The organism is Endozoicomonas sp. GU-1 (genome assembly GCF_027366395.1).
GTDB lineage: Bacteria > Pseudomonadota > Gammaproteobacteria > Pseudomonadales > Endozoicomonadaceae > Endozoicomonas.
The window spans coordinates 5,529,262-5,550,748 of the sequence record NZ_CP114771.1 but is presented as its reverse complement, the minus strand read 5'-3'; the positions used below and the strand labels follow the sequence as shown (position 1 = coordinate 5,550,748).

Genomic DNA, 21,487 nt, shown 5'->3' with positions numbered 1-21,487 from the left:
ACGGGATATTTTTGAGATCAACACAGTCAGAGTAGCAATCCCAAAAACGTAAGGGAGCTACCTGGCGTGAACAGCGTACCCTCCAGTACAGCAGTTGTTGTACCCACCGAACCCCCAACCTGCCCGGTCTGCCATGATGACCTCTACTCACCCAAAAATCGGAAGTTTGTGGGCAGGCACGTCGCCATTGCCAGACCCTGCGGGCATAAGTTTCACTTTAAGTGCCTTTCCCGTTGGACAAAAGACCACGTGACCTGCCCTTACGAGCGGGAAGTCATTAAAAATATGGTGGTGAAAAACCTGCCCCTGCCCCGGGGCTGGGAGAACCAGATGGTCAACGCGGCAGTGGAGGGTGATATCAAGATCATCCAGGCCCTGCTGCAACGGGGAGCAAAGGTGGATGCGGGCCGAACTGCGGGTATAACCCCCCTGGCCCTGGCCGTTGCCAATAAGCATCTCGATGCGGCCCTGCTGCTGGCCGGAAGGGGAGGTTCGGACCCGATCGGTCTGAGCAACCTGGGAAGGCTGTTCCATGATGGTGGTGAGGGCATTCCGGTAGATCTGCACAAAGCGGAGCATTGGTATCTCAAGGCGGCTGAGTTTGGGGATATTGAAGCCATGTGGCATCTGGGCTACCTGTATCAGTTTGGTGGCGAGGGCTTGTCGATAGATCTGCATAAAGCCGTGAGCTGGTACTCTAAGGCGGCTGAGCTGGGGGATATTGAAGCCATGTGCAGCCTGGGCATCGTGTATGAAAATGGTGGCGAGGGCTTTCCAGCCGATCCGCACAAAGCCGAAAGCTGGTACCTTAAGTCGGCTGAGCTGGGGGATACTACAGCCATGAATAACCTGGCCTGCCTGTATCAAGACGGTGGCAAGGACTTCGCGGTAGATCTGGGCAAATCGGAGCACTGGTACCTGAAGGCGGTTGGATTGGGGGATGTCTGCGCCATGAATAACCTGGCCCTACTGTATCTGGATGGCGGCGAGGGCTTACCGGCAGATCATCAGGATCAGGGAAAGTCCCGGTTGTTCAAGGCGGCTGAGTTGGGGGGTGTTGGAGCCATGACCAACCTGGGGTGCCAGTATTTCCACGGTGAGGATGGCTTTGAGAAAGATCTGCACCAGGCGAAATCCTGGTGGCTCAAGGCGGGTGAGCTGGGATATGTTGAAGCGATGCATCACCTGGGTTACCTGTATCTGCATGGTGGCGAGAACTTTCCGGCAGATCTGCATCAGGCGAAAATCTGGTTGCTCAAGGTGGTTGAGCTGGGAAAAGATCCAGCCAATATAGCTTCAGCCATGTACATGCTGGGTCGCCTATATCATTTTGGTGGCGCGGGCTTTGAGGTAGCTCTGCATGAAGCGGAGCGATGGTACCTGAAGGCGGCCGGGCTGGGGGATGTTTTAGCCATGTACAACCTGGGTCGCCTATATCAGTTTGGTGGCGAGGGCTTGAAGATAGATCTGCGTGAAGCGGAGCGCTGGTACCTGAAAGCCATTGAGCTGGGGTCTCCTCTGGCCATGAGTGGCCTGGGTCACCTGTATCTGCGTGGTGGCGAAAAATTTCCGGAACATAAGTGCAAGGGAAAACGCCTGTTGCTCAAGGCTGCTCAATTGAGGAGAGACCTGGCCATCAAAAAACGGGAAAAAGCCTCTAAACCGCAACCCGCTAAAAAACGCGGGCTTGATGAAGCCTTTCCTGATGAAACCGGCCGCGCCCACACAGTGGGCGAATCCACGGCAGCAGACAGTAACGGGTATAAAACGATGGTAGAGCAGACTTCCCGATAGATCCGCCAAATGCCCATGGCAGGTGACAATATTTTGCGTCCCCCGGGAGACTGTCCAGAGTTATTTCCGGGTTATCCCGGGATCATCAAAGGAGCCATGAATCCGGTAACCAATGCTGGTCTGTTAAAGTTCAGGTCAATTTAAACGACAATGAATTTATATCTATATACCTACTGCATCGATAAAATTGTCTATGTTATAACTTTATAACCACTTTTTTCGGATGTTTTGCCCTGTTCTGTAATTCATGAAATCTATAAAGCTGTTTTTTGATATTTTCAGAACCTGTTACGGGATATTTTTGAGATCAACACAGTCAGAGTAGCAATCCCAAAAAGTAAGGGAGTTACCTGGCATGAACAGCATTCCCTCCAGTGCAGCAGTTGTTGTACCCACCGAGCCTCCAATCTGCCCGATCTGCCATGATGGCCTCTACTCATCCACTAATCGGAAGTTTGTGGGCAGGCGTGTCGCTATTGCCAGGCCCTGCGGGCATAAGTTTCACTTTAAGTGCCTTTCCCGCTGGACCAAAGACCATCTGACCTGCCCTTACGGGCGGGAAGTCATTAACAATATGGTGGTGAAAAACCTGCCCCTGCCACGGGGCTGGCGGCGTCAAATGGTCAACGCGGCAAAGGAGGGTGATCTCAAGATCATCCAGGCCCTGCTGCAACGGGGGGCGAAGGTGGATGCGGGCCGGACTTCAGGAAAAACCCCACTGGCCTGGGCCGCTGCCAATAAGCACCTCGATGCTGCCCTGCTGCTGATCAGAAGGGGCGGATCCGACCCGATCGGTCTGAACAACATGGGGAGGCTTTTCCGCGATGGTGGTGAGGGCATTCCGGTAGATCTGCACAAAGCGGAGCACTGGTACATCAAGGCGGCTGAGTTGGGGGATATTGCCGCCATGTGGCATCTGGGTCACCTGTATCAGCATGGTGGCAAGGGCTTTCCGGTAGATCTGCACAAAGCCGAGAGCTGGTACCTTAAGGCGGCTGAGCTGGGGGATATTGCAGCCATGAGCAGCCTGGGCTCCGTCTTTGCAAAGGGTGGCGAGGGCTTTCCAGCCGATCTGCACAAAGCCGAGAGCTGGTACCTTAAAGCGGCTGAGCTGTGGGATATTACAGCCATGAATAACCTGGGCTGCCTGTATCATAATGGTGGCAAGGACTTCGCGGTAGATCTGCGCAAAGCGGAGCACTGGTACCGTGAGGCGGCTGGATTGGGGGATGCCTGCGCCATGACTAACCTGGCCGTACTGTATCTGGATGGCGGCGAGGGCTTACCGGCAGATCATCAGGATCAGGCAAAGTTCCTGTTGTTCAAGGCGGCTGGAATGGGGGATGTTGGAGCCATGACCTGTCTGGGCTGGCAGTATTTCAAGGGTAACAATGGCTTTGAGAAAGATCTGCACCAGGCGAAATCCTGGTGGCTCAAGATGGTTGAGCTGGGAGATGCTCACGCCATGTATAACCTGGGTTACCTGTATCTGCATGGTGGCGAGAGCTTTCCGGCAGATCTGCACCAGGCAAAAATCTGGTTGCTCAAGGCGGTTGAGCTGGGGGAAGAGCCAGACATTATAACTTCAGCCATGAACCATCTGGGCTACCTTCATAACTATGCTGACCAGGACTTTGGGTTAGATCTGCGTGAAGCGGAGCGTTTGTTCCTGAAAGCCATTGAGCTGGGGTCTCCTCTGGCCATGAGTAAACTGGGTAAACTGTATCTGGGTGGTGGCAAGAACTTTCCGGCAGACCGGTACAAGGGAGAACGCCTGTTGCTCAAGGCGGCTGAGCTAGGAAATGCGCCAGCCATGAACACCCTCGGCGACCGTTATGTGCTTGGTGACCTGGGCTTTGAGGCAGATCCGCACAAAGCAAAACATTTTTTCCTCAAGGCCGCTGAGCTGGGATATGTTTCAGCCATGACCAACCTGGGCTGGTTATATCTGTATGGTCGCAAACACTTTCAGGTGGATCTGCAACAGGCGAAGTTCTGGTTGCTCAAGGCGGCTGACCTGGGTAACGCCTGGGCCATGTTCCACCTGAGTCATCTGTATGAGCATGGTGGGGCGGACTTCCCGGTAGATCTGGACCAGGCGAAGGCCTGGTTGCTCAAGGCGGCTGAGTCGGGGAATGACCTGGCCATCAAAAAACTGGAAAAAGTCGCTAAACCACAACCCGCTAAAAAACGCGGGTTTGATGAAGCCTTTCCTGATGAACCCGGCCGCGCCCACCCAGAGGACGAATCCAAGGCAGCAGACTGTAAGGGGCATAAAACGAAGGCTTCCCGATAGATCCGCAAATGCCCATGGCACGTGACAATATTTTGCGCCCCCGGGAGTGAAAAAAAGGTTCAGCAAAATATGTTTCTACTTTCTGCATCCATAAAAGTGTGTGCGATATAACCGTATAACCGCCTTCTTTCCGGATATTTTGATCTGTTCTGGAATTCAGGAAATCCACAAAGCTGTTTTTTTGATATTTTCAGAACCTGTTACGGGATATTTTTGAGATCAACACAGTCAGAGTAGCAATCCCAAAAATGTAAGGGAGTTACCTGGCATGAACAGCATTCCCTCCAGTGCAGCAGTTGTTGTACCCACCGAGCCTCCAATCTGCCCGATCTGCCATGATGGCCTCTACTCATCCACCAATCGGAAGTTTGTGGGCAGGCGCGTCGCTATTGCCAGGCCCTGCGGGCATAAGTTTCACTTTAAGTGCCTTTCCAGCTGGACCAAAGACCATCTGACCTGCCCTTACGGGCGGAAAGTCATTAAAAAAATGGTGGTGAAAAACCTGCCCCTGCCCCGGGGCTGGCGGCGTCAGATGGTCAACGCGGCAAAGGAGGGTGATATCAAGATCATCCAGGCCCTGCTGCAACGGGGGGTGAAAGTGGATGCGGGCCGAGCTGCGGGTAAAACTCCCCTGGCCATGGCCGTTGACAATAAGCACCTCGATGCCGCCCTGCTGCTGGCCAGAAGGAGCCGATCCGACCCGATCGGTCTGAGAAACCTGGGGGGATCTTTTCCAGGATGGTGATGAGGGCATTCCGGTAGATCTGCACAAAGCGGAGCATTGGTATCTCAAGGCGGCTGAGTTGGGGGATATTGACGCCATGTGGAATCTGGGCTACCTGTATCAGTTTGGTGGCGAGGGCTTTTCGATAGATCTGCACAAAGCCGAAAGCTGGTACCTCAAGGCGGCTGAGCTGGGGGATATTGCAGCCATGTGCAGCCTGGGCATCGTCTATGCAGATGGTGGCGAGGGTTTTCCAGTCGATCTGCACAAAGCCGAAAGCTGGTACCTTAAGGCGGCTGGGCTGGGGGATACTGTAGCCATGAATAACCTGGCCTACCGGTATCAGCATGGTGGCAAGGACTTCGCGGTGGATCTGCTTAAAGCGGAACACTGGTACCTGGAGGCAGCTGCATTGGGGGATGCCTGCGCCATGAATAACCTGGCCCTACTGTATCTGGATGGCGGCGAGGGCTTACCGGCAGATCATCAGGATCAGGGAAAGTTCCTGTTGTTCAAGGCGGCTGGGTTGGGGGATGTTGGAGCCATGAGCAGCCTGGGCTACCTGTATTACCAGGGTGAACAAGGCTTTGAGGAAGATCTGCACCAGGCGAAATCCTGGTGGCTCAAGGCGGCTGAGCTGGAACATGTCAGAGCCATGTATCACCTGGGTTACCTGTATCTGTATGGTGGTGAGAGCTTTCCGGCAGATCTGCACCAGGCGAAAACCTGGTTGCTCAAGGTGGTTGAGCTGGGGGAAGGTCCAGCCATTATAGCTTCAGCCACGTACCTGCTGGGCTACCTCCATCACTATGCTGACGAGGGCTTTGGGGTAGATCTGCGTGAAGCTGAACGATGGTACCTGAAAGCGGCCAGGCTGGGTGATGATTCCGCCATGAACAAGCTGGGCAGCCTTTATCTATATGGTGACGAGGGCTTTGAGATAGATCTGGACCAGGCAATCTTCTGGTTGCTCAAGGCGACTGAGCGGGGTAATGCTTCAGCCATGAACAAACTGGGCACACTGTATGAGATCGGTAGAGAGGGCTTTGGGGTAAATCTGCATGAAGCGGAGCGATGGTACCGTAAGGCAGCCAGACTGGGGAATGCCAAGGCTATGAAAAATCTGAGGAACCTCAAAAGCAGTGTGGAGGTAGCTTCCCGATAGATCCGCTAAAAGCCTTTGGGTAAAAGTTCAGAGTACATTCAGGCAGAGGATGAATCAGGAAGATTATATCGGCCGGGTTATTTTTTCGGCTTATTGGAGAACAGCCTGTCCAGGGTCATTTTAGGGTCAGCAAAGGAGCCATGAATCCGGTAACGGATGCTGGCCAGCTGATCCACCTGTTTGCCCACCAGTCTGTCCGCAATGTAAATAATGCCCGCCACCTGGGGAGCAGTGCCCAGCAGTACGCTGAGAATCGGCAGGTTGGATGACACAGGCAGGGTAACCACCAGGCTCAGATCCAGCTGTTCGGTGTTGGTATCGATAGTGCCATCCAGTTTGAAGTCGGAAGACGGTCCTTCGATCACCATGGGTGAATTGAAGGTAATCAGCCCCCGGTTAAAGTTCAGGCTGCCCTTGATTTGATCAAAGCTGATACCGGACGAGTAGAGATCGGAAAAGTCCAGCTTTATCCTTCTGGTCAGAGCTTCGGTATTAAAAATACCAAATAATTTAAGTGCTTCCGACGAGCCATTATCGACTTTGCGCAGCCGCCCCTTCTTCAGCAGCAAATCGATCCGGCCTTTCATGGTGGCAATAGAACCTCCAAGAGGCGATCCATCCCAGTTCAGGCTGGCCTCGAAACGGCTTTCCCTGGCCTCAAGAAAACCTGAAGAGCCCAGGGCTTTCTGCAATGCTGTGATGTCCGTGCCCTTAAGCTCTCCCTGAACCCAGCTGCGCTGTTCACCGTCCATCAGCACCCAGTCTGCCAGACCATTCAGCGACATACCCGACAGCTCACCGGTAATATGATCGATCTTGACACCGTTGGGTCCATGACGAAGTTTAAAACCGATGCTTGCAGGTGTTCGGCCGCCAACCTGAATATGGTTGATGTTCACATCAAGATTGGGCAACGTTGCCGGATTGATGTCCGCCAGGCTGTCCCCGGATTCTGAAGGACTGTCCCCGGAAGCGGTTTCAGCAGCAGGCTCTGGCAGATGTATACGGTCAATATAAAGAGACCAAGGTGCAGTTTGCTGGTCAGGAATCCATAAATCACCTTTCAGTGTCTGTCCATCAACGGCCAGTTTCATGCCTTTTCTGTCAGACTGTGACCTCTGATTCTGAACCGCCTGCTGAAGTGAAACCGATATATCCGGCCAGAGATAATCCCCATACTTCAGTGAACCGAGGTGAACATTGTCAAGGGCCAGGCGTGAGACCAACTGTTGCTCGACAGGACTACCGGGCTGCCCTTCAAAGCGAGCCTTCCAGGGACCGAGATCCAGTTCCGGCAAAGCACCGGTCACCAGAAATTGATTCCCTGAAGGCCAGACGGCAGAGCCTGTACCAGCGTGGGAAGCATCGTCACCCAGAGTCATCAGGGCAGACTCCGGGGAAAACTCTGGCGTCATTCTCATGTCCAGCCGCCCCAGTTCGCCCAGCGTCACCCCCAGCAGCTGGTGACTTGCTTTTTTGGTCAGAGAAAACGTCAGGGGTAGCGGTGTATCGGCTGTTTTACCCACCGGCGCTGGCAGCTCAACATTAACGCCAAGCAGTTCACTGCCGACCCTGAGTTCCGTGTTATTGTCGTCTAATCCCAGGGATAAGCTGGCGCGATAATCCGTTTCTCCCTCCAGCAAACTGAGCCAATCCAGCTTCAGCCAGTCCTGAAGTGAAGACACTGAGGCTCTGCCTGACCAGACAATATCGGTGGATAAGGGTTGTTGATTCTGTACCATTGAACGTATCTGAAATTGAGCCGGCTGATCAAACAGTTGACCAGATAACTGTCGTGCAGTAAGCCCCCGGTCAGTGCTGTAGGAGAGATCACCGGCAATGCCTTTTACGGCAATCCCCACCTCAGGAATCCCGAAGGTAAATGATTCCACAGCACCACGGATGTCCACTTCAGAACGGCCCGGGTCATTAAGGGGAAGTGTCAAATCAAGTCCGGCATCCAGCTGCCCCTGTAACGTCCATTGCTCTGCTGCACCCTTCATCCAGTCATTAATGGGTGTCCGGGTCAGAAAGTGCTGCAGAGTCTCGCCACTGGCATTCAGCTGACTGCTGATCCTGAGTATTGATGTCCCGTCCAGCGGCACTCGCGCGACTATATCATCCAGTTGGCCACCCGCTGACTCTGCCTGTTGGCCCAGTACTTCCACCCGGTCATCGTTAACATAAACCTGCCCGGCCAGGCCGGTAATCACAGGCCAGCCAGACGCGTAGTCCAGCTCGCCATTCTGGAGATCAAAAAACAGTCCCCAGCGGGAATCCTGGGGGCCGATATCTCCACGCTTACCACCAGACAGCGCACCGTTATAAATAAACCCGCCCCCTGAGATATCCGCCTTGCGGATAGCGGTATCCAGCCAGTGCACCAGACCGCTGTTCATGGGCAACAAAGCTGGCAGGTATTTGCCCGTATAACGGGCATCACCATTGCTCATGCCCACCGTCAATGCCATATCCAGGGTGTCACCTTCATGCCATTTCAGCGGGATATCAAGCCTGAGCTTGCCTTTCAGATCACCTTCAGCCCCCACCAGGGCGATGTCATCTGACTTCAAAATATAAAAGTCATCAATAACATCCCAGTAAAGGCGTGCTTTGGCAGTAGCAAACGTCCAGGTCTCCCGGAACAGTTTGGGAAAGCCCAGCTGGAAGTTCCGGCTATCCAGGTCAAGATAGCCCTGCAGCAGGTTCATCCTTAACTGACCACTGACATTGCCCCCGGAAGGAGCGCCATGCCAGGCAGCCACCGACACATTGTCAAGCCGGGCACTCAAGTCGAAATCAAACGGTTGACGGGATGGGTAAAAACGGATGGCCAGATCCTGCAACTGGCCAATGGGATTCAGGGTATTCACCAGATCAGCCACTGGTTCCGGAAGCGCATCGGTATCCAGTAACCATCGTTTCAGCAGATCCAGATCCAGGTTTTCGGTCGCTACGGTTACCGCATATTCTTCAGCACGGCCACCGGCCAGATACCAGCTGTTTTCCCACTGATAAACCGTCCCGTTATGCAGGCGGTTTTCCAGATTGAGGCCATTCAGCCAGATCTGCCAGCTGGATTCTGACAACGGCTCCCGGGACAAAACGCCCTGCATAAATACATGGGTCTGCCCGGAAAGATGGTTCAACGCACCAGCGTTATCCCGATACGTTACATCAGGAGAAGCGATCTCTCCCTGTACTTGCCAGGCCCCATCATCATAAAGCCAGCGGGTCTCCAACTGTACCACTGCGGACAGCACATCATCATAACAACCAGACCACAGGACACAGAGCTGCTCAGCATCAAGATCACTGGCGACGGCCACTCCCTGCCACCGGGAAAACTGACCAGGGCCGGCGATGCCAGAGCCATCGATGGCAAGATAACCAGCACCCGCTTCAAGACGAACCGACAGATTTTTCTGGTCACCATCCGTCACGACCGTCAAATGCTGGCCACGAATATCACTGCTCTCACCATTGGCTTTGCGCATACTCAGGCGGATATCACGAATATCCACCTTCTTTTGCAGGGCAAGCCATTCCAGTGCAGAACTTTGTTGATATTCAGGAGCCTGTAATGATGACCCGGCAACCCGTTGAATACCGGATAGCGCCCACTGGGCACCATCGCCACGGACCAGCGCAACATTGACGCCATTGATTTTGAGGGATGAAAATACCGGCGTCCAGTGTATTAGTGACTCCTTCAGGCTCAGTTCCAAAGCCAGCTGCGAGATACTGAACCCGGCCTGATCTGCCTCTTTACCCTTAAGCGTCAACCCCTGCATGGATAACCATGGCTCGCCATCATTCCATTGCGCCGACATGGACTCAATTTGCAGATCAGCCTGTAAACGGTCGCTGAGAACACCTGAAAGCTGCGGCAGCAGAACCGGTAGGGCACTGAACATCAGTCGCCCGAGTCCTACCAGAATGACCAGAATGGTTAACCCGGTCAGTAGCAGCCGCCAACTCCATTTCATCAAACTATTCAGTAGACGGAGACTGCCAGATGGTGTTTTTTCATCATCTGCCTCATGAATAGACGGAGCACTCCGCCTGAGGCTGTTTACCATCCGCTTCAACAACCGAGTTCCCGCCCTGACAAACCATTGGACAACTGACCATCAGACAGCCGTATAACAAAAGTGACGCTCAACAAAATATCAATCCAGTAACCATTACCAAATACTAAAAAAACACTACCCGCTTCCCGTTAACCGCTCCCCTGAGAAGCGGGATAGCGGTTAACGGGAAGCGGGCAGCGTTCGTTACACCAGAACTACATCAAACTGTTCCTGGGTATAGATCGGCTCTACCTGAAAACGAATAGGCTTCTGGATAAACTCTTCAAGATCGGCCACATTATTGGACTCTTCATCCAGCAGACGGTCTATCACGGTCTCAGCCGCCAACACCGTATAACTGTCGCCATCATAGGCCCGGACCGCCCGGAGAATTTCCCGGAAAATCTCGTAGCATACCGTTTCTGCCGTTTTCAAGGTACCACGGCCTTCACAGGTCGGGCAGGATTCACACAGAACATTTTCCAGTGACTCACGGGTTCGCTTGCGGGTCATCTCCACCAGGCCCAGTTCACTGACGCCGGTAAAATTGGTCTTGGCATGATCGTGTTCCATGGCCTTTTCAAAAGCACGCTGAACCTGCCGCTGATGCTCCGGATCTTCCATATCAATAAAGTCGATAATGATGATCCCCCCCCAGGTTCCGTAAACGGAGCTGGCGGGCAATGGCAACGGCCGCTTCAAGGTTGGTTTTAAAGATAGTCTCTTCCAGATTACGATGACCGACAAAGGCACCGGTGTTGACATCAATGGTGGTCATGGCTTCGGTCTGGTCAATAATCAGATAGCCACCGGACTTCAACTGAACTTTACGGCTAAGCCCCTTGTTGATCTCATCCTCAACGCCAAACAGATCAAAAATCGGGCGTTCGCCGGGGTAATATTCCACCCGGCCATCAATCTCAGGCACCAGCTTCTTGACGAATTTGGACACCTTTTCAAAGGTTTCCCGGGAATCAATGCGGATCTTTTCAATGTTGGGATTGACCAGGTCACGCATGGTTCGCAAGTGCAGCGGCAAGTCTTCATAGACATTGGCCGGTGCCCTGCTCTCCCGGATATTCTCTTCGATGGTGGCCCACAGCCTGCGCAGAAAGAGAATATCCGCACGCACCTCATCTTCGCCAATGCCTTCTGCTGCCGTTCTCAGAATAAAGCCACCGGCACCATCATCACCGCCAAGGCAAGACTCAACCAATTGTCGCAGACGTTCCCGCTCCTCAATATCTTCGATGCGCAGCGAGATCCCCACGTGGTTGTTTTTTGGCATGTGCACCAGATAGCGGGCCGGAATGGAGATATGGGTGGTCAGGCGGGCACCTTTGGTTCCCAGGGGATCTTTGGTTACCTGAACCACCAGCGACTGGCCTTCATGCACCAGTTCATAAATCGGACGTTCCTGGGTCTCTTCCCCGTTTTTTTCATGGCGGCTGTCCTGCCTGGGCGCAATTTCACTGGCATGAATAAACGCCGCCCGTTCAAGGCCAATATCAACAAAAGCGGCCTGCATTCCCGGCAGGACACGAACCACCTTCCCTTTATAAATATTGCCGACAATACCCCGACTTCGGGCACGCTCGACATAGATCTCCTGCAGCACCCCATTTTCAACCAGAGCCACCCGTGATTCCATGGGCGTGATATTCATGAGAATTTCTTCGCTCATCCCAGTCCCTCAATTCCTTTAATGCATTGACCTGTGGTGCCTCTGCAGACGGATGATGAGTCTCGTCTCAGGCATCACAGGTCAATACACTTTCCACCATTCCTTAAGAGGCCGTCTGAGGTTGACGTACTGGTAGAAACAAAATAGATCAGTCGATCATACCAGTAATTTGCATCCGGTTTTTGCTTCCTGACAAACTTTATACCAAAAACCGTTCCATGATGTTGTGAGAGCGTATTCACGCTCTTTTTTGAACTGCAAAAACGCAGAGAAAATGAGACACCTTAGTTGGAAATAAGGACTATCAGCACGCTTGCCAGAATGGCACATTAAAATCTGACAGAAGTCGTGCAGTCTCCATAAGCGGCAACCCGACAACGCCAGAGTAGCTGCCTGACAGGCTCGCTACCAAAACGGCACCGTAGCCTTGAATACCGTAGGCACCTGCTTTATCCATCGGCTCCCCGGAGGCAATATAATCATCAACCAACGAATCAGGCAGGTCATTAAACACCACATCCGTAACAGACAACTCAGTTTTCAGCTGACTGCCATCGGTCACCGCTACTGCGGTCATCACCTGATGAGTCTTGCCGGACAGCATCCTCAACATACGACGAGCATCGTTTGCATTCTGAGGCTTGCCGAGAATTTGATCATTACAGACCACCGTTGTATCTGCTGCCAACATAGGTATTTTGGCAGAATCCCGGGTTACTAATGCCTGCCAGCCTGCCGCTGCCTTTTCCCGGGCCATGCGCAGCACGTACTCTGCTGGAGCCTCAACGTGGAATGGGGTTTCATCAATTTCACAGGCCAGTTGATGAAAGGAAACACCGATTTGCTGTAACAGCTCAGCTCGACGCGGGGATTGAGAAGCCAGATAGATCATATTCAACCTTTTTTGAACGACACAGATTAGAGGGATAGATGCCTGATGCCTAACGTAATGCAGACGGATTATAAAAGAGTTGGAACTTATTCGTTAGTGGTCAAAAACTCCAGAAAAGCTTTAATACCCATACACCCCACTCATCCTGAGCGGAGCCGAAGGATGGGAGCACCGCACTTCACTCAGTGCGAACGGTGTGGGTATCAAAGAATCAACTACTTACAACAATACTCTTAATAAAGAAACACAGGAGGTTTCTATGACAGGCCCCACCGCCGGTAATCCAGCGCTCAATTCCCCCCAGAATGCGCCAAATAGTGAATGGACCTGCGTAAGCTGGTTTAAAAAAATTTCTGATGCTGTTGCCAGTAAAACATCTCGCTTTTTTGGGCGTGTTGTTGCCGCTGTGCTATCTGTAGCCACCTTCATTCCTTCACTGGGCGTTGATCTTGTTTATGCAGCCAAGAGCCTGTATGACAGAAAAATCACCCATCTCCAATCCAGGGTAGAATGGATAAGAGACATTCATGATAACGATGTCAAAACTACGATGGCAAACCACAACCGTTTTCTGGCAAAGAACGTCTTACATCATCCAGAGGCTATCCCGGAAGCAGCTCACCAACAACTGGCTGAGGCCCTGAATGGTGATATTCCAATTGAGTTGATTACTCCAGACCAAAATGCTTTTACAACATTTAAGTTCGGGGAAGAGCTAAGAATTGGTGAATCCAGACGTTACTATGATATTGGCGATGGACAGGCACTGGCAATGAATAATCGACCACACCAATTCTATGATGAATTAATGATGAATAGATACCTGGAAAAATTAGGTGTTCCGACCATTGAAATCAAACCCGCTGTTATTCGTTGGGAATTCGAGGGCGAAAAATACACAATGGCAACCTACATCACAACATCATTTAGCGAATACGCAAAACAAAATGCTTTCTTAATGCATAAAAAATCTACGTCAGAGGAAAATGAACTACTGGATGGTAAGAAATTGTTAGCAGTAGACGAAGACAAAGACGAAGACGAGTATATACGGACTCCTGAGAACTGGGATGAGGTTTTAAAGCCACTGGTTAATGATGTTAGAACCCTGATTGATAATGGTGTTTCTACACGTGCCTGTTACGGAATTGCGGCTACCCACAAAGCCATCGTTGTCGGAAAAGGCAATAAATTCCACTCAGGGGGGCCTGCTGAATATGAGATTCGCGCATTTCCTTATGAATTTGTAGACGAAACGACTCAACTGGATCAACTTCCACCTAAAAAGCAGCTTACAGCCAGGGAGGAGGAAGAAATATTGCAACATTATTTCGAGTTAGCCGCTTTTGTTCAATTTAACCCCAAGGCATGGTTCTTGCCAAAAGAGTGGAAAAAACTTGTTAAAGATCTTGTCGAAAGACATATTCGCCGATGAATCTTCCTGAGAAAAGGCTGCGTTGGTTTTCTACACTTCCGGGAGAATCGCGGTTTGGTGTTTTTGCCAGCAGTTGCCTTTTCCCGGCAGGGGACTCACCGGGAAAAGGGTTTTTATTGAAGGCCAGTTTCTGGCAGGAAACACCAATTTGTTGCAGCAGCCCAGCTCGACGCAGCCATTTGTAAGCCAGATAGATCTTATTCAATCTTAAAAGAATTGAAACTTATTCACTAGATAGTGGTCAAATCTCTAGAAAATTTACTATATCTCCAAAATATTAATTACAACTACATGCTTCAAAGAAAAGCACAGGAGGTTTCAATGTCAGACCCGATTGTTGGTAATCCAGCACTCAATCTCTCGCAAAATGCGCAAAATAATGAATGGACCTGTGTAAGCTGGTTTAAAAAAATTTCTGATGCAGTTGCCAGCAAAACATCTCTTTTTTTTGGGCGTGTTGTTGCCGCTTTGGTAACTGTAGTCACCTTTATTCCTTCACTGGGCGTTGATCTTGTTTATGCGGCCAAGAGCCTGTATGACAGGAAAATCACCAAACTCCAGGCTCCTGCTCCAAATCTTCCGGTTATTCCTGGAGCCAAAGTACAATGGCGAAGATACATTCATGATGACGATGTTAAAGCTACTATGGAACGTTACGATCGTTTTCTGGCAGAAAACCTTACACATCATCCAAATGAGATTCCAAAAGCAGCAGAGCAACAATTGGATAAGGCAGCCAAAGGTAATATTCCCATTGAGTTGATTACTGAAGATGGTGTCAAAACCGTAAAACTCCATAAAGGGCTGGGAGGTGGTGGATCCAAGACTTTCTACGATATCGGCGATGGCCAGGCACTGGCAATGATCAAGACCTCATATCAATTCTATGATGAGTTAATGATGCTTCGATACCTGGAAAAATTAGGTATCCCTACCAATGAAATCAAACCTGCGGTTATTCGTTGGGAATTTGAGAGCACCAAATACACAAAAGCAACCTACATCGCACCATCATTCAGCGAATACCCAAAACAAAATGCTTTCGTAGTGGACCACAAGGACTGTGATAAACTTGCCGGTCAACTGAACGGTAGAAAAGTGTTACCAGCAGGCCAGGATGCATTCAAACTTGAGAACTGGGACGAGGTTTTGAATCCACTGGTTAATGATATTAGAACCCTGATTGATAATGGTATTTCCACTCTGGGTGATGCATGCAATGCCATTCTTGTGGGCAAAGGCAACAAATTCCACTCGGGTGGGCAAGCTGATTTTGAGGCGCGTGCATTTCCATTTGATTTCTCAAGCAAAGCCGAGCAGTACGATCAGCTCCCCGTTATAAAACGGCTTAAAGCAAAAGAGGAGCAAAGAACATTGAAGGCCTATATTGAGCAAGTCGTTTTTGTTCAATATGATGCCAAGGCATGCTTCTTGCCAGAAAAATGGAAAGAGCTTGCTAAGGACCTTACCAAAAGATACCTTCGTCGAAGAAACTTCCTGTAAAAAAGTATCGACAGATTTCTATCCCGGGAGAATCCCGGTTCAGTATTTCTGCCAGCAGTTGCCCTTTCCCGGCGGGAGGTTCACCGGGAAAAGGGTTTTCATTAAAGGCCAGTTTCTGTCAGAAAACACCAATTTGGTGTAACAGCTCAGCTCGACGCAGCCATTGGCAAGCCAGATGGATCATATTAAATCTTAAAAGAATTGAAACTTATTCACTGCATAGTGGTCAAACCAGTAGATAATCAACTATATCTCCAAATTATTTTTTACAACTACATGATCTAACATGACTTAATGTGAAACATAGGAGGTTTCTATGTCAGACCCGATTGTTGGTAATCCGGCACTCAATACCAATCAGACCACAGTAAAGCGTAAATGGACCTGCGCAAGCTGGTTTAACAAAATTTCTGAGGCTGTTGCCAGTAAAACATCTCGCTTTTTTGGGCGTGCTGTTGCTGCTGTGGTGTCTGTAGTAGCTTTTATTCCGTCACTGGCGGTTGATCTTGTTTACGCAGTCAAGAGCCTGTATGACCGAAAAGTTACCAAACCTCAAACTATGACTGAAAACCAGCTGCCAGTGAGCAGAACACAAACTACGGCTCAAAACCCGATACCAGAGATCAGGTCACAAACTACAACTCATAACCCGACACCTGAGACAAGGCCACAATTTACAGCTCAACACCCGACACCTGAGACAAGGCCACAAACTACAGCTCAACACCCGACACCTGAGAGAAGGTCACAAACTTCAGCTCAAAACCCGATACCTGAGAGAAGGCCACAAACTACAGCTCAAAACCCGATACCTGAGAGAAGGCCACAAACTCCAGCTCAAAACCCGATACCTAAGAGAAGGCCACAAACTACAGCTCAAAACCCGACACCAAAGAGCGGGTCACAAACTACAGCTCAAAGCCCGACACCAAAGAGCGGGTCACAAACTACAGCTCAAAGCCCGACACCAAAGAGCGGGTCACAAACTACAGCTCAAAGCCCGACACCAAAGAGCGGGTCACAAACTACAGTTCAAAACCCGACATCAAAGTACAAGCCACAAACTCGGGCTCAACGCCCGATACCAAAGAGCAGTTTTAAAAGTACGGCTCAAAAACGAATGGCAGAGGGTGGTTCAAAAACGCTGGCTTCAAATCTTCAAGTTATTCCCGGAGCCAAAGTACAATGGCAAAGATACATCATTGATGACGATGTCAAAGATGCGATGGAAAAATACAATCGTTTTCTGGCAGTTAACGTTTCACATCATCCTGAGGAAATTCCAAAAGCAGCCTACAGTCAATTGGAGAAAGCAAGAGATGGCGGTATTCCCATTGAGCTGATTACTCAGGATGCGGTTAAAACAGTAAAACTCAAGAAGAGTCTTGGAGCTGGTGCATCAAAGACATTCTATGATACTGGCGATGGCCAGGCACTGGCAATGAATGCGGCCCCACATCAATTCTATGATGAGTTAATGATGCACAGTTACCTGAAAAAATCAGGTATTCCAACCCTTGACATCGAACCCGCTGTTATTCGTTGGGAGTTTCAGGGTACCAAATACTCAATAGCAACCCATATCGCGCCATCATTTAGCGAATACGCCAAAGAAAATGCTTTTGAAGTGATCAGCAAAACCAGTCTTGTGATTTTTAATCATCTGAACGATAAGAAAGTATTATCAGAAGGCCAGAAGCCGTCCATACTTGAAGACTGGGATGCGGCTTTAACTCCACTGGTTAAGGATATTAGAAACCTTATTGATAATGGAGTTTACAACCCGGGTGACGCCTTCAATATGATTCTTGTGGGAAAAGGCGCTAAATTCCACTCAGGAGGTCCTGCTGATTATGAGGTTCGTGCATTCCCAATTGATTTCTCAAGCAAGATTTTTCGCTATGACCGTCTGCCCGTTAAAAATCAGCTGACAGCTGAAGACGAGAAAACAATATTGAAGGCACATATCAAGCAAGCAGCTCTTATTCAATTCGATGCCAATGCACACCAGTTGCCAAAAGATTGGAAGCGTCTTGTTGATAACCTTGCTGAAAGATACCTTCGCAAATGAAGACCTCGGTAAAAAGGCAGTGTGGGTTTTCCAGGAGGCCAATGAAGGAGCCTCCTAGACCACCCGAAAATAGCGCCTCAAAAAACGCAGCCCGGACATAACCCACGGCCAGATAAGCGCACTGGATAATGAAGGCAGCAAATACCAGACAGAGGGAATCGTATTCCCAGCAGCACTGCGAACCCACAGTAGCAGCAGTTGATAAAAACCTACCATCAGGAACACCATGAAGGCCTGTTGCCAGACAGGAAATAACCTGAGCCGCCGATGCAGGCTGAGCACAATAAAAGCAATCATGGTCATCCCCAGGGAGTTCAACCCAAACAGACTTCCCTGAAACACATCCAGCAGCAAACCAGTGATAAAGGCAAACAGCAAACCAAACCGCTCCGGCAATGCCAGAACCCAGTAGATAACCACCAGCGGAACCCATGCCGGGCGAACCAGTGATAACCATTCAGGCAATGGCATAATACTGAACATTGCCCCCACCAGCAGGGTCATCCACACCACCCAGTGGGCATTAGCCTGCTGAACCATTATCGCCGCACCTCATCTGGTTTCTTCTCCGCCCTGGTCTTTGAAACATCCGTCTGGGCAGCGTTGATCGGCTCAATCAGGCCGGAGACTTCCCGAAAAACCAGAAGCACAACCCGGCTTCTATTCACTTCAGCAAGAGGCTTAACTTCAATAGAGGCAAAGGCATCGCCGGAATTATGGATAACCCGGGTAACCACCCCCACCGGGTAGCCCTCGGGATAGATGCCCCCCAGCCCCGAACTGGTCAGCAGATCCCCCTCCTGAAAATCTTCAGTCACCGGGATATGCTGCAATTCAAGGCGATCCGTACGACCGGTCCCCGTAGCAATAGCTCGATATTTGGTTCGGTGATTTTGCACAGGAATGCGGGCCGCCACATCGGTCAGCATCAACACCCGACTGCTGACCGGGCTGACTTCAATGACCTGCCCCATCACGCCATGAGCATCGAGAATGGCCTGCCCTTCGTAAACCTTGTCAATGGCTCCCTTGTTAATGATCACCCGGTGCCGGAAAGGATCAGGGTCAACGCCAACCACCTCGGCAACCAATACCTGCTCATCCACCAGTTCAGAAGAGTTCAGCAACTCCCGCAGACGGATATTCTGGGCGGTTAATGAAGCAAGCTTCTGAACCTTCTGTTCAAGAATCAGGTTTCGTGCCTTGAGACGGGCGTTTTCCTGAAGCAAGTCGTTGTGCGACATCACCACCTGTGAAGCGGTTCCCCAGATACGCCCGGGCAGATCAGCAAGAAACAGGACAGGCGTAGCAGCAACAGTCAGCCACTGGCGAACCTGTGACAGGGCGCGATAGCTATGATCAAAATACAAAATCGCCAATGACAGGATGATCAGCAAAACAAAGCGCGTGACCAGTGACTGGCGTTGACTGAAAATCGGTTTAATAACCTGCTCCTTATACCAATTCCACCTTCTAAATATGAACTGCGCAGCCATTTTGAACAGCTGGATCTTCGTTGGAATTCCTCGCAATAGCCCTGCTATTACTCGTCATTCCGCCTTGCCCAGCTGTCCAAAATGACTTGCTCGATCTCATATTTAGAAGGCGGAATTGGTATTACCAGGCCTCAAATTAATTGCCTTGAAAATGCCATATCAAAAACCTGAAGCACCGTCCTATCGACACCCATGTCTGGCTGACAATTTTCAGTGATCAGCTATTAAAGGTGATGAGTTCAACACTTCCCGGAAAAGCCGCGATTACCGAAATAACACTGACCACCTGAAGAGAACTGCTAACTTTGCCCAGGAGCCTGTCGGACTTAAGCGTCCGTAGCGAGGATTGCGAGAAATTGAGGATAAAAATTTCTGCTTCTGAGGAGAATAGCGGGGCTATTTGACGAAGAAGCAGGAATTTTTAGACCAATTTACTGCCACCGCAGTAGGGCAGTCTATTCTCGGACAGCCTCCTAGTGGCAGACCAAAATAGCAAATCAGCAATACCTCGGGAAGAAATATTGCTGATCATTTTGCAAAACAGGTGTTTGATTAACAGAGCCGTTAATCGGTGGATAACAGATCCATACGGTGCTTATCCATCATCTCGATCGCCCTGCCGCCGCCACGGGCCACACAGGTGAGCGGATCTTCAGCGACCAGAACCGGCAGGCCGGTTTCTTCACTGATCAGTTTATCCAGATCCCGCAGCAATGCACCCCCACCGGTCAGCACCAGGCCACGCTCGGCAATATCCGAAGCCAGTTCCGGCGGTGATTGTTCCAGGGCACTTTTCACGGCCTGAACAATCGCCGTCAGCGATTCCTGCAGCGCTTCCAGAATTTCGCCACTGTTCAGGGTAAAGCTCCGGGGAATACCTTCCGCCAGGTTACGCCCGCGCACATCAATTTCCAGCAGTTCATCACTTGGATAGGCGATGGCAATTTCCTGCTTGATACGCTCAGCAGTAGCATCACCAATCAGGCTGCCGTAGTTGCGGCGGACATACGTCACAATCGCGTCATCAAAACGGTCACCACCAATGCGCACAGATTCAGAGTAGACGACACCGCTAAGGGAGATAATGGCAATCTCCGTGGTACCACCACCGATATCCACAACCATGGAGCCACTGGCTTCTTCAACCGGAAGTCCGGCACCAATAGCGGCCGCCATCGGCTCTTCGATCAAATACACTTCCCGGGCACCCGCGCCCAGTACCGATTCACGGATCGCCCGTTTTTCAACTTTGGTTGATTTGCAGGGCACACAGACCAGCACACGAGGGCTGGGCTGAATAAAACTGTTCTCATGCACTTTGTTAATAAAGTGCTGGAGCATACGCTCGCAGACATCAAAGTCCGCTATCACGCCATCCTTCATTGGACGTATAGCGGTAATGTTGCCGGGGGTTCGCCCCAGCATCCGCTTGGCATCGGCACCAACAGCCACTACGCTTTTCTGAGTACCGAGATTGCGGATAGCAACCACAGAGGGTTCATTTAACACTATGCCCTTTTCGCGGACATAGACCAGTGTGTTGGCTGTTCCAAGATCAATCGAGAGATCGCTGGAAAACAGGCCACGTAACCTTTTCAGCATGTTATGGTGTACCTTGATTCAAGGCTTGGGTAATTCCAGAAACTCTAACAATGCTGCCTCCGGAGGGCAAGCAGCAATTGTGCTCTGTGGCAACTGTGCCTGAATCATTTATCTCAGGAAAAGCATTCAAACAGCGGCCTTAATAGTGGGATTTACCGAAAAACCGGGTGACTGTCCGTGTGTTTTGTTAAACTGCAATACTCTATTTTTACACCAATCAGCCCCCCATTTACCATTCCCGCAGAGATGTTTCCGGTAATCATCCCATAGATCACCCGATAAATCCTTGAGAAATAGGTGGGCAGCCCATACATTAGCTTCTTATTTATTTGCTTGTTATTCATTTATGGAGAACCATTACCAATGGCCATCGACGCCTCTGGAGTCAAAAAGGTTGCAAAACTTGCACGTCTGTCCATTGACGACGATGCAGTGGAAGTAACCGCTGCCACCATCAGCAGCATACTGGAACTGGTCGATAGCATGCAGGCCGTTGATACACAGGACGTGGAACCCCTGGCACACCCTCTGGATGCCATCCAGCGCCTGCGCCCTGACCAGGTCACCGAAGAAAACCAGCGAGAGCAATTACAGGGCTGCGCACCTGCCGTTGAAGAAGGCCTCTTTCTGGTTCCGCGTGTTATTGAGTGACACGTCAGAAAATATTGCAGCAGTGATCGTGGTAGAAACGCCGAAAAGGCATTATTTTCATAATAACTGCTCTGAGTCCGGTAGAAGCTGAGCCTCTTCTA

Annotated in this window: 13 protein-coding genes and 1 pseudogene; 8 read left to right on the top strand and 6 right to left on the bottom strand. The window is 50.6% G+C overall.

Going from position 1 to position 21,487, the window contains the following annotated elements; translation table 11 throughout:
* Nucleotides 1–66: 66 nt before the first annotated feature.
* From O3276_RS23320 to O3276_RS23305, 4 genes are all read left to right on the top strand, one after another.
* Nucleotides 67–1,794 carry an RING finger domain-containing protein gene (locus O3276_RS23320; protein ID WP_269673444.1) on the top strand — a complete coding sequence of 576 codons (1,728 nt, stop codon included), beginning with the start codon at nt 67–69 and terminating at the stop codon, nt 1,792–1,794.
* Nucleotides 1,795–2,149: 355 nt separating this feature from the next.
* Nucleotides 2,150–4,090, top strand: coding sequence for an RING finger domain-containing protein (locus tag O3276_RS23315; protein WP_269673443.1), 1,941 nt, complete (start codon nt 2,150–2,152; stop codon nt 4,088–4,090).
* Between the two features lie 268 nt (nt 4,091–4,358).
* Nucleotides 4,359–4,835: an RING finger protein gene (locus tag O3276_RS23310; protein WP_269673442.1), complete on the top strand. Its 477-nt coding sequence runs from the start codon at nt 4,359–4,361 to the stop codon at nt 4,833–4,835.
* Between the two features lie 58 nt (nt 4,836–4,893).
* The gene (locus tag O3276_RS23305) at nt 4,894–5,979 is read left to right on the top strand and encodes a tetratricopeptide repeat protein (protein WP_269673441.1); all 1,086 of its coding nucleotides are present in this window, start codon (nt 4,894–4,896) and stop codon (nt 5,977–5,979) included.
* Between the two features lie 77 nt (nt 5,980–6,056).
* On the opposite strand, the gene O3276_RS23300 is transcribed toward O3276_RS23305, so the two are convergent.
* The 3 genes and pseudogenes from O3276_RS23300 to O3276_RS23290 form a co-directional block, all read right to left on the bottom strand.
* A complete protein-coding gene (locus O3276_RS23300) occupies nt 6,057–9,968 on the bottom strand; it encodes a YhdP family protein (protein ID WP_269673440.1) in 3,912 nt (1,303 codons plus the stop codon).
* A gap of 288 nt (nt 9,969–10,256) precedes the next feature.
* Nucleotides 10,257–11,736, bottom strand: a pseudogene (gene rng, locus O3276_RS23295) (ribonuclease G).
* A 304-nt stretch (nt 11,737–12,040) separates the two neighbouring features.
* Entirely contained in the window at nt 12,041–12,628 is a 588-nt protein-coding gene (locus tag O3276_RS23290; RefSeq protein ID WP_269673439.1) for a Maf family protein, read from the bottom strand.
* A 196-nt stretch (nt 12,629–12,824) separates the two neighbouring features.
* Here O3276_RS23290 and O3276_RS23285 point away from each other — a divergent pair, with 196 nt between their 5' ends.
* The 3 genes from O3276_RS23285 to O3276_RS23275 all read left to right on the top strand — a co-directional run bounded on the left by O3276_RS23285 (nt 12,825) and on the right by O3276_RS23275 (nt 17,637).
* A complete protein-coding gene (locus O3276_RS23285; protein ID WP_269673438.1) occupies nt 12,825–14,063 on the top strand; it encodes a hypothetical protein in 1,239 nt (412 codons plus the stop codon).
* A 321-nt stretch (nt 14,064–14,384) separates the two neighbouring features.
* Nucleotides 14,385–15,566, top strand: coding sequence for a hypothetical protein (locus O3276_RS23280; protein WP_269673437.1), 1,182 nt, complete (start codon nt 14,385–14,387; stop codon nt 15,564–15,566).
* A 316-nt stretch (nt 15,567–15,882) separates the two neighbouring features.
* Nucleotides 15,883–17,637, top strand: a complete 1,755-nt coding sequence (locus O3276_RS23275; RefSeq protein ID WP_269673436.1) for a hypothetical protein — start codon at nt 15,883–15,885, stop codon at nt 17,635–17,637.
* A 54-nt stretch (nt 17,638–17,691) separates the two neighbouring features.
* Here the strand turns inward: O3276_RS23275 and mreD are convergent, their stop codons facing one another.
* The 3 genes from mreD to O3276_RS23260 form a co-directional block, all read right to left on the bottom strand.
* Nucleotides 17,692–18,177, bottom strand: a complete 486-nt coding sequence (gene mreD, locus O3276_RS23270) for a rod shape-determining protein MreD (RefSeq protein ID WP_101746525.1) — start codon at nt 18,175–18,177, stop codon at nt 17,692–17,694.
* Entirely contained in the window at nt 18,177–19,133 is a 957-nt protein-coding gene (gene mreC / locus O3276_RS23265; protein WP_269673435.1) for a rod shape-determining protein MreC, read from the bottom strand. Before mreC ends, mreD begins: the two co-directional genes overlap by 1 nt.
* 564 nt (nt 19,134–19,697) lie before the next feature.
* The gene (locus O3276_RS23260) at nt 19,698–20,735 is read right to left on the bottom strand and encodes a rod shape-determining protein (RefSeq protein WP_020585121.1); all 1,038 of its coding nucleotides are present in this window, start codon (nt 20,733–20,735) and stop codon (nt 19,698–19,700) included.
* A 363-nt stretch (nt 20,736–21,098) separates the two neighbouring features.
* Between O3276_RS23260 and gatC the strand changes: the two genes are divergently transcribed.
* A complete protein-coding gene (gene gatC, locus O3276_RS23255) occupies nt 21,099–21,386 on the top strand; it encodes an Asp-tRNA(Asn)/Glu-tRNA(Gln) amidotransferase subunit GatC (RefSeq protein WP_269673434.1) in 288 nt (95 codons plus the stop codon).
* The last annotated feature ends 101 nt before the right edge of the window (nt 21,387–21,487 follow it).

What these genes read in the sequence shown, in the direction of transcription:
- O3276_RS23275 (WP_269673436.1), top strand. Translation starts at nt 15,883, where the DNA reads ATGTCAGACCCGATTGTTGGTAATCCGGCACTCAATACCAATCAGACC.
- O3276_RS23280 (WP_269673437.1), top strand. Translation starts at nt 14,385, where the DNA reads ATGTCAGACCCGATTGTTGGTAATCCAGCACTCAATCTCTCGCAAAAT.
- O3276_RS23310 (WP_269673442.1), top strand. Translation starts at nt 4,359, where the DNA reads ATGAACAGCATTCCCTCCAGTGCAGCAGTTGTTGTACCCACCGAGCCT.
- O3276_RS23300 (WP_269673440.1), bottom strand. Translation starts at nt 9,968, where the DNA reads ATGAAATGGAGTTGGCGGCTGCTACTGACCGGGTTAACCATTCTGGTC.
- gatC (WP_269673434.1), top strand. Translation starts at nt 21,099, where the DNA reads ATGGCCATCGACGCCTCTGGAGTCAAAAAGGTTGCAAAACTTGCACGT.
- mreC (WP_269673435.1), bottom strand. Translation starts at nt 19,133, where the DNA reads ATGGCTGCGCAGTTCATATTTAGAAGGTGGAATTGGTATAAGGAGCAG.
- mreD (WP_101746525.1), bottom strand. Translation starts at nt 18,177, where the DNA reads ATGGTTCAGCAGGCTAATGCCCACTGGGTGGTGTGGATGACCCTGCTG.
- O3276_RS23290 (WP_269673439.1), bottom strand. Translation starts at nt 12,628, where the DNA reads ATGATCTATCTGGCTTCTCAATCCCCGCGTCGAGCTGAGCTGTTACAG.
- O3276_RS23315 (WP_269673443.1), top strand. Translation starts at nt 2,150, where the DNA reads ATGAACAGCATTCCCTCCAGTGCAGCAGTTGTTGTACCCACCGAGCCT.
- O3276_RS23260 (WP_020585121.1), bottom strand. Translation starts at nt 20,735, where the DNA reads ATGCTGAAAAGGTTACGTGGCCTGTTTTCCAGCGATCTCTCGATTGAT.